Here is a 12,840-nt window from a genome sequence, read left to right as displayed (position 1 = left end):
GCGAGCAGCGCCGTGTCCGTGAGCTAGGCCACGGCGAGCAGGGCCGCGACCTCGCGCCACGTCGGCGGGCCGACGAGGTCGGGCAGCTCGCCCGCGTCGGCGCGGCGGCGGCCCTCCTCCGTGGAGCAGAAGCGCGCGTTCGGGGTGAACCCGACGCGGTGGATGAGCAGGCGGTCGGCGTCCCAGCAGACGGCGATCGTCGGCTCGTCCGAGAGCGTGCCGTTCGTGTGGTCGCGCAGCGCCTCGTGGAGGATCGCGGCGCGGGCGTCGTCGAGCGCGAGGAGGCCCTCGTCGCGCAGGTCCTGCAGCAGCACGGCGGCGCGCGGGCCGTGCTCGAGGTCGCGGCCGTCGTCGACGCGCTTGGCGTCGTGCAGCAGCGCGAAGAGCAGCAGCAGCTGGCGGTCGGGCTCGAGGCCCGGCGTGCGGTCCTGCACGTCGGCCAGGGACGCCGCCGTCGCGCCGACCGCGCGCCAGTGGTCCACGCCGTGGATCCGCGAGGTCAGGTGCGTGGAGCGTCCCTCCACCGCGGTCACCAGCCGATCGAGGTCGTCCCACGCGCGCGTCATCCGCTCCATCGTCGCAGGACCGGACGGGTCCGCGCGTGAGCGGGTGGCATGCTTGGGGGCGTGCGCCCTGCCCCGACCGTCCCCGCACCCGCTCGCTCATGACGGGCCATGTCGTCGTCCTCGGCGCGATCAACGTCGACCTCGTCACCCGCGCCGCGCGGCTGCCCGGCCCCGGCGAGACGGTCGTCGGGGGCGGGCTGCAGCGGTTCGGCGGCGGGAAGGGGGCCAACGCGGCGGTCGCCGCGGCCCGGCTCGGCGCGCGGGTGCGGCTGGTGGGCGCGGTCGGCGCCGACGACGACGGCCGCCGCACGCTGAAGGACCTGGCCAGGGACGGCGTCGACGTGTCGGGCGTCGCCGTGCTCGACGACGTGGCGACGGGCGCGGCGCTCATCGTCGTGGACGCGGCGGGGGAGAACCAGATCGCCGTCGCCGCCGGGGCCAACGACGCGGTCACCGTGGCCCACGTGAGCGCCACGCTGGAGACGGCGCTCCCCGGAGCGGGGTGCGTGCTGGTCTCCGCCGAGGTGCCCGACGCGACGGTCGAGGCGGCGGTGGTCGCCGCGGTCGCGGCCGGCGTCCCGTGCGTGCTGAACCCCGCGCCGGCTCGCGCGGCGCTGCTCGCCGCGGCCGACCATGGCGCCGTCCTGACCCCGAACGCCGGCGAGGCGCGCGACCTCACGGGCCACGACGACCCGCTCTCCGCCGCCCGGGACCTCGCGGCCCGGACCGGCGCGGCGGTCGTCGTGACGCTCGGCGGCGACGGGGCCCTGCTCTGCGCGCCCGGCGAGGAGCCCGCGCGGTTGCCGGCGCGTCCCGCCACGGTCGTCGACACGACCGGCGCGGGCGACGCGTTCAACGGGGCGCTCGCCGCGGGCCTGGCGGACGGCCGCGGGCTGCACGAGGCCGTCGACCGGGCGCTCGTGGTGGGGGCGCTCGCGGTCGGGCGGGCCGGCGCGCGCGAGGGGATGCCGACGGCCGACCAGGTCGCGCGGTCCGTCAAGGGCTGATCCGGCGCGACAGCGCCGTCGGAGTCGCCCGACCGGCCCGTGCGGAACGCCCGGCGGTGGGCGACCGGCTCCAGGACATCCCCATGGCGCCCGCGGGCGCGGCATGATGGCGGGCGCACCCGATCAGAGGGATCCCCTTTCATGACCGACGCCCCGATGACGCTCGAGCGGGACGGCAGCCTCGCCGTCCTGACGATCAGCTCGCCGCCCCTGAACCTGTTCGACCGGGCGATGTTCGACGCCCTGCGCGAGAACGTGGCGGCGCTGAAGGCCGACCCGCCGCGAGGCCTGCTGATCCGGGCGGAGGGCGACGTCGTCTCGGCCGGGGTCGACGTCCACGAATTCGACGGCCTCTCGATCGAGCAGGGCGCGAGCCTGTGGCGCGACCTGCTCCGCGTCGTGCAGACGGTCGAGACGTTGCCGTGCCCCGTCGTCTTCGCCGCCCACGGGCTCACGCTCACCGCGGCGTTCGAGCTGGCGCTGGGTTGCGACCTCATCGTCGCGGGCCGCTCCGCGAAGTTCGGCCTGGTCGAGACCGTCGTCGGCCTGACGCCCTCCATGGGCGGCCCGCAGCGCCTGGCCGAGCGCGCCGGCTCCGGCCGTGCCCGCGAGCTCGTCATGACCGGCGAACTGTTCGGCGCCGAGACGCTCGAGCGCTGGAACGTCGTCAACCGCGTCTGGGACGACGCCGACGTCGACGCGCAGGCCCGCAAGCTCGCCCAGAAGCTCGCCGACGGCCCGACGCGCGCCCACGACGCGACGAAGCAGATCGTCCGCGCGTGGTGCAACGGCGGTATCGACGACGCGGACTCCGTCGTCCCCGCCGTCTCGGGCGCGCTCTTCGCCACGGAGGACCTGCAGAACGCGGTGAAGGGCTTCCTCGAGAAGGGCCCGCGGCACGGGACCCCGGCCGTCGGGCGCTGAGGCTCGGCCGGCTCGTCGTCGCATGGGCGGGGCTCCGGCCCGGCCCTCAGGGGAATCCCGGGCAACCGGTACCCCGCCTTCAACGCCGGTTCAGGGGCGCTTGACGGACCCGTCCTAGCCTGGGAGGCCGCCCATGCTGGAACGCGACCTGACCCACTGTCCCCGCTGCGGCGAGCGCGTCACGGCGTTCGCCGCCGGCTGCTCGTACTGCGGCGCCGAGCTCGACATCTCCCGGTTCCGCAAGCGCCGGGCGGCGGGCGGCTCCGCGCCCGGCCCGGCCGCGGTCTCCAACCCCGTCGACGCCGTGCGCGGCTGGGTGCGGCGGGCCACCCGGCGCTGAGGCCGGACCTCAGCCGGCGAGCGGCGTGTTCTGCAGGTCGGCGCGCAGCTCGACGATCGACTCGTAGACCTGGACGGCTCCGGCCTCCTCGAGCTCCGTCTTCGAGAAGCCGCCGGTGAGCACGGCGATGGTGTCGATCCCCGCGCCCTTCGCGGCCTTCACGTCCCACGGGGTGTCGCCGACCATCACGGCGTCGTCCGTGCCGAGCTTGTCGAGGGCGGCGCGGACGAGGTCGGGCTCGGGCTTCGTGTTCTCGACGTCGCCGGAAGTGGTCCAGCTGTCGACGAGCTCGCGGGCGTCGAGCAGGTCGAGGTAGTGGTCGACCTCGTGCGCCTTCGCCGAGCTGGCCAGGCAGCATTTGCGGTCGCCCTGAGAGAGGGTCTCGATCAGCTCGCGGGCCTCCTCCAGCGGGTGCACCGAGGCGATCGACGCCATGTAGAGCACGGACTCCGCGGCGCGGAGCGTGTCGCCGTGCTCCTCGTCGGCATCCTTCCCGATCAGCTCGGCCACGAGCTGGTCGCCGCCCATGCCGATGAGCCGGTGGATCTTCCAGATCGGCAGGATGAACCCGGACTGGACGAACGCCTCGTTCCACGCCAGCGCGTGCTGGTAGTTCGTGTCGACGAGGGTGCCGTCGATGTCGAGGATGGCGGCGGGTGCGGGCATGCGCGCACGCTTACCCGCGCCGGCGGCGACCGACACGGCCGGCTGCCGGGCCGCGCCCGCGCGTCAGTCCTTGGCGACGATCGCCGGCAGCGCGGAGGCGACGGCGTCGCGGAACGGCGTGGGGGTCACGCCGAAGACCGGCTGCGCGTCGTTGCGATCGACGACGAGGTCGTCGTTCAGGCCCTCGACGAGCGCGGTGACGAGCCCGCGGTCCTCCTCGGCGACGACGCTCGCGACGGCGCCCTCGAGCTTCGGCACGCTCACCGGCACGGGGACGGCGCGGTAGGGCTTGTCGAGCTGACGGGCGATCTCGCGCATCATCTCCTCGACGGTCAGCGTGTCCGGCCCCGCGATCTCGTAGCGACCGGGCGGCGCGTAGACCGCGGCGACGAGGCACTGCAGGACGTCCTCGATCGCGATGGGCTGCGAGGGGGTGTCGCGCCACGTCGAGGTGGCGAGCACCGGCAGGCGGGCGACCATCTCGGCGAGTGTCTTGAACGAGCCGGAGCCCGAGCCGACGACCATCGAGGCGCGGACCGCGACGAACTCGGGCGTGCCGGCGGCCAGGATCTCCTCGACCTCGTGGCGGCTGTTGAGGTGCTCGGACGAGCCGCCGTCGGGGTCGTAGCCGACCGCGCCCATGTAGATCGTGCGGCGCACGCCCGCGGCCTTCGCGGCGGCGACGTAGTTCTGGGCGGCGGTGCGGTCCTGCTCCGCGAGGTCGCCCTTCGTGTCCATGGAGTGGACGAGGTAGAACGCGACGTCGACGTCGGGCAGGGCCGCCTGAAGCGTCCCCGGGTCCTGCAGGTCGGCCTCGACGACCTCGACCTCGGGGCCGCCCGGCTGCTCGAAGTGCGAGGCGGTGCGGACGAGGGCGCGCAGCGTCGCCTTGTCGCGCGCAGCGAGCCGCTCGATGAGCTGGGAGCCGATGAACCCGGTCGCGCCGGTGACGAGGATGCGGTCGCGGTCGCTCATCGGGCCACCCCCTGCTCCCACCACTTCGGCCCGCGTTCCCCGAGCGCGACCTTCGCGGCGTGCACCCGGTCGCGGGCCGAACGCTCGAGGACGGGGTCGTGCTTGCGCTTCGCGGTGCCGACATCGCGGCGGGCCGCCATGAGCTCGCGGACGCGCTCCTGGCGGACGTCCTCGGGCAGGCTGGGGTCGGTCGCCCGCCACTTCCGCCCGTCGATGATCACGTGGTGGCCGTCGGGGGTGCGGGGCGGGGTCGGCATCACCTGATCGGTACCCCTGGCGGAGGGCGACCAAACGGCGTAGGCGGCCGTCTCACCCGGCCAGCCGAGCGGCGCCGGACGCGCCCCGCGGGGCGTCAGACGACCGGCTTGCGCGAGCAGCGCACGGACGGCCCGCCGGGCGCCTTCGTGCCGCGCGGCCGGGCGAAGTCCTGCACCCACGTCGGCCCGCCGTAGGGCGCCGGCCCGCCCGCCACGACGCCCACGCCGATCTCGGTGTACGCACGGCTCATGATGTTCTGGCAGTGGCCCTTGCTGCGGATCCACGCGCGGACGACGTCGCGCGGCGTCGTCTGGCCCGCCGCGATGTTCTCGCCCACGGTGGACCAGCGGTAGCCGCGGGCGCTCACGCGGTCGTCGAACGACGCCCCGCCGGGCGAGACGTGCTCGAAGTAGTCCCGGCGGTCCATGTCGGCGGCATGCGCGCGGGCGGCACGGGCCAGGCGCGCGTCGGCCTTCAGCGGGCGCAACCCGGCCGCCTTCCGCTCCACGTTGACGAGGCAACGGACGGCGTCGGCGGCCTTCGTCGGGCCCTGTGCGCGGACGCTCGACGTGGCGCCGGCGCAGGTCGTGGCGGCGGACGCGGCGGTCGGGCCGACAGCGGGCCCGCCTGCACCGCCGGCGGCGAGCGCGAGCGCGAGGACGGGGGCGGCGAGCAGCGTGCGCCGACGCGGCGCGGCGGGGGTGCGCTGCCGACGGATCGATACGGGGGTGGGGGAGGGTGTCGTCCCGGCGGTGCCCGGCGTGGGCGCGAGAACGGCGGTCATAGAACGGAGTGAAGCGCGTCCTGGCGCCCGGCACGCCGATTGGGCCGATTCGTGGACGAACGGGCCGCCTACGACGCTCGCGGTGCCCTTCCTGCGCGCGTACGGGGTCCCGTGCGCCACGCCACATTCGGGACCGCATCGACCGCGCCGGGGTCGTGTTCCAGCACCCGGACACAACCACTCAGGCCGAGTTCGCCGCGCCCCTCGAGGGCGGGCGGAGCGGGGGAACCACTCGGGTCATCGTCGACCCTGGGGCGAATCGCCGTCATCTGCGGCGTAGCGCAACGCGCGAGCCCGTCAGCTCACCTCGTAGGCCGCACACGCAGGAGCACACAGATGGCAACGACGATGAGGGGCAGCACGACCGAGCTGTGGCGGGTCGGGGTGCCCGATGAGGCCTGGGCCTTCGAGGCCCCGCGCCCGGGGAACCGCGATCTCGGCGAGGGCGAGTTCTGCGAGCGGTCGCAGGTCCGCTCGCGGATCCGACGCGAGTCATCCGCCGCCCGCAAGGTCGGCGTGAAGCAGGGCGCACGGTCGCGCCTGGCGGTCGCCCTGGTGGGCGTGACGCTCGCCGTGCCGGCGACGGAGGCCGTGACCGCGGGTACGGCGCAGGCCGCCCGCGTGAGCACCGGCGTCCTCAAGCGCGGCGACAGCGGGTCGAAGGTCAAGGCGCTCCAGCGCGCGCTCGGCGTCGGCGCCGACGGTGAGTTCGGCCGGGCGACGTACAAGGCCGTCCGGGCGTTCCAGCGCTCCCACGGCCTGACGGTCGACGGCGTCGTGGGCCCGGCGACCGCAAAGGCGATCGGCGTCGGCACGACGGCGAAGACCCCGAAGAGCACGCGGTCCAAGAGCCGCACGGCGTCGTCGGAGGACGTCGACCTCTCCGCCGCGACAATCCGCAAGGTCCAGGCGAAGATCGGGGTCACCGCCGACGGCGAGTGGGGCCCGCAGACCACGAAGGCGCTCAAGGCCTACCAGCGCGCCAACGGGCTCGAGGCCGACGGCGTCCCGGGCCCGGCGACGCTCGCCAGCATGGGCGTGACGGCCGCGGGCGGCCACGCCTCCGACCGCGCGCAGAGCGACGCGGGCGCGGGTGCCGGCAGCGCCTCGGCGTCCTCCGCGGTCGCGGCCGCCGCGGCCAAGACCGGGGCGCCCTACGCCTCGGGCGGCAACGGCCCGTCCTCCTTCGACTGCTCGGGCCTCATGGTCTACGCGTTCAAGAAGGCCGGGATCTCGCTGCCCCGGACGAGCTTCGCCCAGTACGGCGTGGGCACGGCCGTCTCCCGCGCCAACATCCAGGCGGGCGACCTCGTGTTCTTCTCCACGGCGGGCGCCGGCGCCTCGCACGTGGGCGTGGCGACCAGCTCGACGTCGGTGATCTCGGCGACCTCGCACGGCGTGATGGAGCATTCGTTCTCGTCGGGCTACTGGTCGAAGTACTACGTGGGGGCCAAGCGGGTCTGAGGGGTCGGGGGGTGGGGGCGGGCCTCCTGGTCCTCCCCGCCTGGCGGTCGGCCGTTCGGTCAAGGGGGGTCCCGACGCGTCGGGACCCCCCGCCGCCTCACCCCAGCTCCTCGACGGTCCGCCCGAGCTCCTCGAGCACCCGCAGTCCCCCGTCGCCGAGGTCCTCGCGGCGGGCGGTGAACGCCTCGAGCAGCGCGCGGTAGTACCAGCGCACGTCGTCGCCGTTGCCGGTGGCGAACCGCGACCACAGCTCCTCGCCGACCTGGCGGTGGTCCATCGCGATGGAGCGGGCGTTGTGGAGCTTGTCGGCGAGCGAGACGCGCAGCTCGTCGGGCCCCTTGTGGGCGATCGCGGCGACGTAGTCCTCCTTGCGGCGTCGCCACGGGCCCCGGTCGCCCTCGCCCGTCGTGGAGTCACTGTTGGCGAGCACGATCCGGGCGACGTCGGCGCCGAAGCGCTCCTCGATCTCGCGCAGGGCCGTCATCCCGCCGCCGTCCTCGACGACGTCGTGCAGCAGCGCGGCGATCGCCTCGTCCTCCGGCGACTCCATCTCGAGCACGATCGACGCCACGGCCAGCAGGTGCGCGGCGTAGGGGATCGTCGTGCCCTTGCGCAGCTGGCGCCGGTGGTGGGCCGTGGCGTACAGCAACGCCTCGTCGAAGCGCGCCGTCAGCCGCGGGTGGTCCGTGTAGGTCTCGGGCATCGGCGCCTCCGAGCCTACGCCGGGGCCGGTCGGTCGTGGTCGGCCCGCGGCCCGTCCGCGGTGGAGGACGGGCCGCGGGCGTCCCCTTAGAGGATCGGCGTGCCGCCGGTGACCGCGACGCGCGCGCCGGAGACGTAGGAGCCGTCGTCCGAGGCGAGCAGCACGTAGACCGGGGCGAGCTCGGCGGGCTGCCCGGGGCGGCCGAGCGGCGTCTGCTCGCCGAAGCTCTCCACCTGGTCCTCGGGCATTGTCGCCGGGATCAGCGGCGTCCAGATCGGGCCCGGGGCGACGCTGTTGACGCGGATGCCCCGCGGCCCGACCATCTGGGCGAGCCCGGCGGAGAAGTTCGCGACGCCGGCCTTCGTGACGTCGTACGGCAGGAGGTCGGGCCGCGGGTTGTCCGAGTTGATGGACGAGGACCCGATGATCGAGCCGCCCTTGGGCATGTGCGGAAGCACGGCCTTGGCGAGGTGGAAGTACGCCGAGATGTTCGTGGCGATCGTCCGGTCCCACTCCTCGTCCGGAATCTCCTCGAGCGTCTCGTGCGACATCTGGAACGCCGCGTTGTTCACGAGGATGTCGACCTTGCCGAACTCCTCGACGGCCGTGGCGATGATCGACCGGCAGTGCGCGGGGTCCTGCAGGTCGCCGGGGACGACCACGGCCTTGCGGCCGGCGTCCTCGACCCACTTCTGCGTCTCCTTCGCGTCCTCGTGCTCGTTCAGGTACGAGATCAGGACGTCGGCGCCCTCGCGGGCGAACGCGATCGCGACGGCGCGGCCGATGCCGGAGTCGGCGCCGGTGATGACCGCCGACTTGCCCGTCAGCTTGCCGGAGCCCTTGTAGCTCTCCTCGCCGTGGTCGGGCTTCGGCGTCATCGCGCCGGTGGTTCCGGGAGGGGTCTGCTGCTGCGGGGGCTGCGGGGACATGGGGTGCTCCTGGGGACGAGGGTTCGGTCACGGCCGACGGTCCGTCGGCGCCCGTTCGCCAGGGGCGGGGCGCCGTCCGTCGTCGGCCTCGGCCCGTGCGTACCCGACGACGGCAGGTCCCTACCGGGAACGAGCGGCGCCGCCTCGCGGACGGGCCGGATGGGGGAGGGACCTCCCGCTCAGCGGAACCGCGCGACGACGGTCTTCGTCCCGACCATCACCACCACACGACCGGCGGCCGCCTTCGGCAGCCGTGCTCGGAGGATCTGGTTGTGGCCCGTGGTCCCGATGGTGGACAGCCGGCGCACGACCCGGCCGCGTTGGCTGACGACGGCCGTGACACGGGTCCGCGACGCGCGCTGCTTCGGCACGGTGATCCGCAGGCGCAGCGTGCGTCCGGAGCGCGAGGCCGAGGCCTTCGCGGCGATCTCCCGGGCGGCGGCGGCCAGGTCGTAGCCGTCCTCGTCCTCCGTGTCGGTGTCCGCAGCGGATGCCGAGGCCGCGGCCTGCGCGACGGGGGTCGGGCGGACGAACTCCTGGACCCAGACGAACGCGTACTGGCCCGAGAACGCGATGGCGTAGCCGGCCTGCGTGAAGTTCGGGGCGCGGAGGTTGGCCTCGTGCGCAGGGCTGGCGATCCACGCCTGCACGACGTCGCGGGCCGTCGTGTTCTGCCGCGCGATGTTCTCGCCGGCGGCCTGCCAGCTCACCCCCGCGGTGTCGAGCCACGTGGTGAAGGCGGCGCCCTCGGGCGTCGAGTGCGCGTAGTAGCCGCGCGTCGCCATGTCGTCGGCGTGCGCCTGGGCGGCCTGCGTCACCCGCGCGTCCACCGCGTAGCCCGGCAGGCCGAGGGACGCCCGGTACTCGTTCGTCAGGCAGCTCACGGCCGCGGTGGTCCGCGCCCCACCGATGTCGGCGGGCCAGGCGTCGGCGTCGGCACAGGCGGCCGAGGCGGAGGCGGCGGGGACGACGGCCAGTGCGAGGACGATGGCCAACACGGCGAAAAGCCGGGCGCCACTTTCGCGCAGAATCGAACACGTTCCAACAGGTTGCATTGCAAACCGTTGAACGGCAGGTCGGGTGTTCTAGACGCAGCGATCCGAGTGGAGAGTGGACACAGAGACTACATAAAGCGCGTCTTTGCAGGAAAAACTGCGCGAGACGGCGCGTCTCACTTCAGTGTCGCGACCGTCAGATGCTCGGCTATGCGTCCGGTCCTCGGGGGCCGGTTCGTTTCAAAACGATCACAGGACCGGGTGCGGCAAGGCGCTCCGGACTCCGGGCTGGCGGCACCGTTTCTCAACGCCCCGAGACGCGATGGACGTACGGACAGCGGAGGTCACTGCGCCGCGGGCCCGGCCGACCGGCCGCGGCGCGACCCTCGGAGGCGGCGTCAGCCGAAGCGGACGGTGGTCGTCCGGCCGGCGACCCGCACCACGGCCCGGCCGTCGGCGGCCGTCGCCAGCTTGACCCGCACGGTGTGGGCGCGGCCCGAGGCCCAGCGGGCGGTCACGGTGCGAGCGGTCCCGCGCGCCTGCGTCACGCGGACGGCCACCCGGGCGCGGCTGACAGACGTGCGTGGCACGACGACCCGCAGGCGGAGCGTCCGCCCGATCCGGCGTGCCGTGGCCTTCAGGGGCGCGGGCGCCGCGTCGAAGGGCGCAGTTGCCTCGTCCGGCTGGGCCGGCGCGGCGGGCTTGGGCGTCGTGGGCTTCGGGGCCGCCGGCTTGACGGCCGGCGCGGGCGCCGGTGCCGCCGGGGCGGGGAACGCGGAGTCGTCGGGCGGGCCGTCCAGCGCGCCGGCCGGCTGCGGCTGGGCGAGGGTGCGGGGGCAGGCGGCGCCGGCCGCCGGCGGCGCGGGCACGCCCATCGGCCGCGCGAAGTCCTGCACCCACCAGGGGCCGGCGAGCCCGATGACGACCCCGTGGCCGACCGACGTGTAGGTCGGGTTCATCAGGTTCTCGCAGTGCTTCGGGCTCTTGAGCCACGCCGCGAGAGCCTCGCGGGGCGTGTCCTGCCCCCGGGCGATGTTCTCGCCGACGGCCGCCCAGCTCAGCCCGGCGTTCGTGACGCGCTGGTCGAAGGTGATCCCGTCGGGGTTCGTGTGGCTGAAGAACGCCCGCGCGGCCATGTCGGCGGCGTGCCCGAGGGCGGCCTGGACCACGCGCGGCTCGGCCGTCAGGGGCCCCAGCCCGGCGGCCTGGCGCTCGTGGTTGACGAGGCACCCGAGCGCCGCGGCACTGCGCTCGGCCCCGATCAGCATCGGCGCGGCGTCCGCGCCGGGGCACGAGGTGGCGGCGTGCGCGGGCGCGGCGGCGGTGCCCAGCGCAGCGGCGGCCCCGAGGGCGACGAGGATGCGCGCGAGCCGGTGAGCCATGCCCGGGTGATCGGCCCGGCGGTCTCGGGGTGAAGTCGCCCGATCGGGTGATCCGACAGGCGTCGAGGGCGGACCGGACCCCGCGGACCGTCGGGCGACGGCGACCTGATGGACGGACCGACCGACCGGCCGTCGGCGAGCGGCCCGGGGTCAGCCGGCGTCCCGCAGCGCCCGCACGAGCCGGCCGGACCCGACCGCCGAGGCACCCCGTGCCTCGACCCGCCCGACGAGCTCCCGGTCCGACGTCACGACGACGTCCCCGGGCGCGGCGAGCTCCGTGATCAGGTCGTCGGCGTGCCCGGCGAACCGCACGAAGACGCGCAGGAGCTGCATCTCGATCGGCGGCCCGTCGTGCACCACGACGACGTCGGCCCGCGGGTCGCCGAGCAGCGCGGCGCAGAGCGCGTCGGCGGCCTCGTCGATCTCGACGGTCAGCCGGATCCGCGCGCCGTCGCGGTCGCGCCACCAGCCGTCGGGCCGCGACCCCATGACGTTCGAGCCGTCGACGATGAGGCGGGCCATCGGCGTCGTCCTACCGCAGCACGGGCGTGGCGCCGCGGATCGTCGCGGGACGGAACCGGTGGCTCAGGACGCGCCCGGCCCCGAGCCGCAGCTCGAGGATCCCCGTCCGCGTCGTGCCCGGGGAGCCAGACGGGAAGACGAAGTTGCCCAGGCTGTAGGCGACGACCCGGCCCCCGGAGCGGACGATGGGCTGCAGCACGTGCGGGTGCGCGCCGACGACCGCGGTCGCGCCGGCGTCGAGTGCCGTCTTCGCCAGTGCGACCTGCCGCCCGCTGGGCCGCGTGGCCAGCTCGTCGCCCCAGTGGAACGCGGCCACGACCACGTCGGCCTGCCCCGCGGCGCGCCGCACGGTCGCGCGCACCGCCTCGGGGGTCGACCACGCCACGCCGGGCCGCGTGTCCGTGGCCCGGAACTCGGGCGGCAGGATCTCGTTGAACGCCACGAACGCGACCTTCAGCCCGAGCTTCGTCCGCACGACGGGGCGGTAGGCGGAGGCGGTGGAGGCACCCGCGCCGACGGCCGATGCGCCCGCGCGCCCGACGTTGCGGATCGTGTCGAAGAGCGCGCCCTGCCCGTAGTCGCCCGTGTGGTTGTTGGCGAGGTTCAGCACGTCGAACCCCGCCAGCCGCGTCGCGGCCCGCAACGCCCGCGGGCTCCCCCGGAACCGGTACTGCTTCGGGAACGGCGACCCGCCCAGGCTGATCGCGCACTCGAGGTTGCCGAGCGCCAGGTCGGCCCGCTTCAGCACGGGCCCGACACTCCGCCACGGCGCGTCGACGTTCCCGCCGGCGATCGCGCCCAGCGGCGCGGGGGCGAGGTTGATGTCGCCCACCGAGGCGAGGGTGAGCGGGCGGACGCGCACGCGGCGCGCGCGGGTCGGGACGCCGTCGGCCCCGACGAGCCGGAACGTCTCGCGGCCGAGGTTCGTCCCGATGCGGAAGGACGTCGACCCGCTCGCCGAGCCGATCGGGTCGCCGCGGCGGACCCACTTGCGGCCGACCCGTTGCTGGGCCTGGGCGGGGAGCGCGACGCCGCGGGCGCGGAGGCGGAGCAGGCCGCCGGGCGCGACGGCCGCGGGGGCGCGGGTCGTGCCGCGCCGGGAGGGCGGGGTGGGGGCGGGGCCAGGGGACGGGGTCGGTGCGGGGGCTGGTGCGGCCGCGGGGGCGGGCGGCGCCGCCGGGGCCGGGGCGGGCGCGGTCACCGCGGGGGGCGCCTGGATGGTCGTGACGGGCGGCGACGCGGCGGGCATGGACCGCGCATCCTCCCCGAGTCGACGACCGCCCGGGGCCGGGTCGCCCGGCGCACCGGGGTCGCTCGGTCGGTCC

General features: G+C 75.3%; 15 protein-coding genes and 1 riboswitch. Of the genes, 4 read left to right on the top strand and 11 right to left on the bottom strand.

The window, feature by feature from the left end; all coding sequences use genetic code 11:
* Positions 1-23: 23 nt before the first annotated feature.
* Positions 24-566, bottom strand: coding sequence for a hypothetical protein (locus F593_RS27490; protein WP_022926764.1), 543 nt, complete (start codon positions 564-566; stop codon positions 24-26).
* 98 nt (positions 567-664) lie between these two features.
* Here F593_RS27490 and F593_RS0100275 point away from each other — a divergent pair, with 98 nt between their 5' ends.
* The 3 genes from F593_RS0100275 to F593_RS0100265 all read left to right on the top strand — a co-directional run bounded on the left by F593_RS0100275 (position 665) and on the right by F593_RS0100265 (position 2,837).
* A complete protein-coding gene (locus tag F593_RS0100275; protein ID WP_022926763.1) occupies positions 665-1,573 on the top strand; it encodes a PfkB family carbohydrate kinase in 909 nt (302 codons plus the stop codon).
* Positions 1,574-1,714: 141 nt separating this feature from the next.
* Complete coding sequence (locus tag F593_RS0100270) at positions 1,715-2,497, top strand: enoyl-CoA hydratase/isomerase family protein (RefSeq protein WP_022926762.1); 783 nt, start codon at positions 1,715-1,717, stop codon at positions 2,495-2,497.
* Positions 2,498-2,630: 133 nt separating this feature from the next.
* Entirely contained in the window at positions 2,631-2,837 is a 207-nt protein-coding gene (locus F593_RS0100265; protein WP_022926761.1) for a hypothetical protein, read from the top strand.
* Between the two features lie 9 nt (positions 2,838-2,846).
* On the opposite strand, the gene F593_RS0100260 is transcribed toward F593_RS0100265, so the two are convergent.
* From F593_RS0100260 to F593_RS29015, 4 genes are all read right to left on the bottom strand, one after another.
* Complete coding sequence (locus tag F593_RS0100260; protein WP_022926760.1) at positions 2,847-3,503, bottom strand: HAD family hydrolase; 657 nt, start codon at positions 3,501-3,503, stop codon at positions 2,847-2,849.
* A gap of 63 nt (positions 3,504-3,566) precedes the next feature.
* Complete coding sequence (locus F593_RS21195) at positions 3,567-4,478, bottom strand: NAD(P)H-binding protein (protein ID WP_022926759.1); 912 nt, start codon at positions 4,476-4,478, stop codon at positions 3,567-3,569.
* Entirely contained in the window at positions 4,475-4,735 is a 261-nt protein-coding gene (locus F593_RS21190; protein WP_022926758.1) for a hypothetical protein, read from the bottom strand. The genes F593_RS21195 and F593_RS21190 overlap by 4 nt, the downstream gene beginning before the upstream one ends.
* A gap of 95 nt (positions 4,736-4,830) precedes the next feature.
* Entirely contained in the window at positions 4,831-5,520 is a 690-nt protein-coding gene (locus F593_RS29015) for a CAP domain-containing protein (protein WP_084629194.1), read from the bottom strand.
* 174 nt (positions 5,521-5,694) lie between these two features.
* A riboswitch (cyclic di-AMP (ydaO/yuaA leader) is annotated at positions 5,695-5,851 on the top strand.
* 5 nt (positions 5,852-5,856) lie between these two features.
* Between F593_RS29015 and F593_RS0100240 the strand changes: the two genes are divergently transcribed.
* Positions 5,857-6,984 carry a peptidoglycan-binding protein gene (locus tag F593_RS0100240; RefSeq protein WP_157251434.1) on the top strand — a complete coding sequence of 376 codons (1,128 nt, stop codon included), beginning with the start codon at positions 5,857-5,859 and terminating at the stop codon, positions 6,982-6,984.
* Between the two features lie 97 nt (positions 6,985-7,081).
* Here the strand turns inward: F593_RS0100240 and F593_RS0100235 are convergent, their stop codons facing one another.
* From F593_RS0100235 to F593_RS27475, 6 genes are all read right to left on the bottom strand, one after another.
* On the bottom strand, positions 7,082-7,687 hold the full coding sequence (locus F593_RS0100235; RefSeq protein ID WP_022926756.1) for an HD domain-containing protein: 606 nt from the start codon (positions 7,685-7,687) through the stop codon (positions 7,082-7,084).
* 86 nt (positions 7,688-7,773) lie between these two features.
* On the bottom strand, positions 7,774-8,616 hold the full coding sequence (locus F593_RS0100230) for an SDR family oxidoreductase (RefSeq protein ID WP_022926755.1): 843 nt from the start codon (positions 8,614-8,616) through the stop codon (positions 7,774-7,776).
* A gap of 179 nt (positions 8,617-8,795) precedes the next feature.
* Positions 8,796-9,614 carry a CAP domain-containing protein gene (locus F593_RS0100225; protein ID WP_022926754.1) on the bottom strand — a complete coding sequence of 273 codons (819 nt, stop codon included), beginning with the start codon at positions 9,612-9,614 and terminating at the stop codon, positions 8,796-8,798.
* A gap of 395 nt (positions 9,615-10,009) precedes the next feature.
* Positions 10,010-10,993: a CAP domain-containing protein gene (locus F593_RS27480; protein WP_022926753.1), complete on the bottom strand. Its 984-nt coding sequence runs from the start codon at positions 10,991-10,993 to the stop codon at positions 10,010-10,012.
* Positions 10,994-11,143: 150 nt separating this feature from the next.
* Positions 11,144-11,515: a hypothetical protein gene (locus F593_RS0100215; RefSeq protein ID WP_022926752.1), complete on the bottom strand. Its 372-nt coding sequence runs from the start codon at positions 11,513-11,515 to the stop codon at positions 11,144-11,146.
* A 10-nt stretch (positions 11,516-11,525) separates the two neighbouring features.
* Positions 11,526-12,764 (bottom strand): CapA family protein, encoded by a 1,239-nt coding sequence (locus F593_RS27475; RefSeq protein ID WP_022926751.1) that lies wholly within the window; start codon positions 12,762-12,764, stop codon positions 11,526-11,528.
* Positions 12,765-12,840 lie beyond the last annotated feature (76 nt).

This window comes from Patulibacter americanus DSM 16676 (assembly GCF_000420025.1).
Lineage (GTDB): Bacteria > Actinomycetota > Thermoleophilia > Solirubrobacterales > Solirubrobacteraceae > Patulibacter > Patulibacter americanus.
This window is presented reverse-complemented; position numbering and strand designations above follow the sequence as displayed.

Bases quoted from the DNA above. Each gene is read 5' to 3' on its own strand.
- F593_RS0100215 (WP_022926752.1), bottom strand. From the start codon at position 11,515: ATGGCCCGCCTCATCGTCGACGGCTCGAACGTCATGGGGTCGCGGCCC.
- F593_RS0100265 (WP_022926761.1), top strand. From the start codon at position 2,631: ATGCTGGAACGCGACCTGACCCACTGTCCCCGCTGCGGCGAGCGCGTC.
- F593_RS21195 (WP_022926759.1), bottom strand. From the start codon at position 4,478: ATGAGCGACCGCGACCGCATCCTCGTCACCGGCGCGACCGGGTTCATC.
- F593_RS0100270 (WP_022926762.1), top strand. From the start codon at position 1,715: ATGACCGACGCCCCGATGACGCTCGAGCGGGACGGCAGCCTCGCCGTC.
- F593_RS21190 (WP_022926758.1), bottom strand. From the start codon at position 4,735: ATGCCGACCCCGCCCCGCACCCCCGACGGCCACCACGTGATCATCGAC.
- F593_RS0100230 (WP_022926755.1), bottom strand. From the start codon at position 8,616: ATGTCCCCGCAGCCCCCGCAGCAGCAGACCCCTCCCGGAACCACCGGC.
- F593_RS0100240 (WP_157251434.1), top strand. From the start codon at position 5,857: ATGGCAACGACGATGAGGGGCAGCACGACCGAGCTGTGGCGGGTCGGG.
- F593_RS27480 (WP_022926753.1), bottom strand. From the start codon at position 10,993: ATGGCTCACCGGCTCGCGCGCATCCTCGTCGCCCTCGGGGCCGCCGCT.
- F593_RS29015 (WP_084629194.1), bottom strand. From the start codon at position 5,520: ATGACCGCCGTTCTCGCGCCCACGCCGGGCACCGCCGGGACGACACCC.
- F593_RS0100275 (WP_022926763.1), top strand. From the start codon at position 665: ATGACGGGCCATGTCGTCGTCCTCGGCGCGATCAACGTCGACCTCGTC.
- F593_RS0100235 (WP_022926756.1), bottom strand. From the start codon at position 7,687: ATGCCCGAGACCTACACGGACCACCCGCGGCTGACGGCGCGCTTCGAC.
- F593_RS0100260 (WP_022926760.1), bottom strand. From the start codon at position 3,503: ATGCCCGCACCCGCCGCCATCCTCGACATCGACGGCACCCTCGTCGAC.
- F593_RS27475 (WP_022926751.1), bottom strand. From the start codon at position 12,764: ATGCCCGCCGCGTCGCCGCCCGTCACGACCATCCAGGCGCCCCCCGCG.
- F593_RS27490 (WP_022926764.1), bottom strand. From the start codon at position 566: ATGACGCGCGCGTGGGACGACCTCGATCGGCTGGTGACCGCGGTGGAG.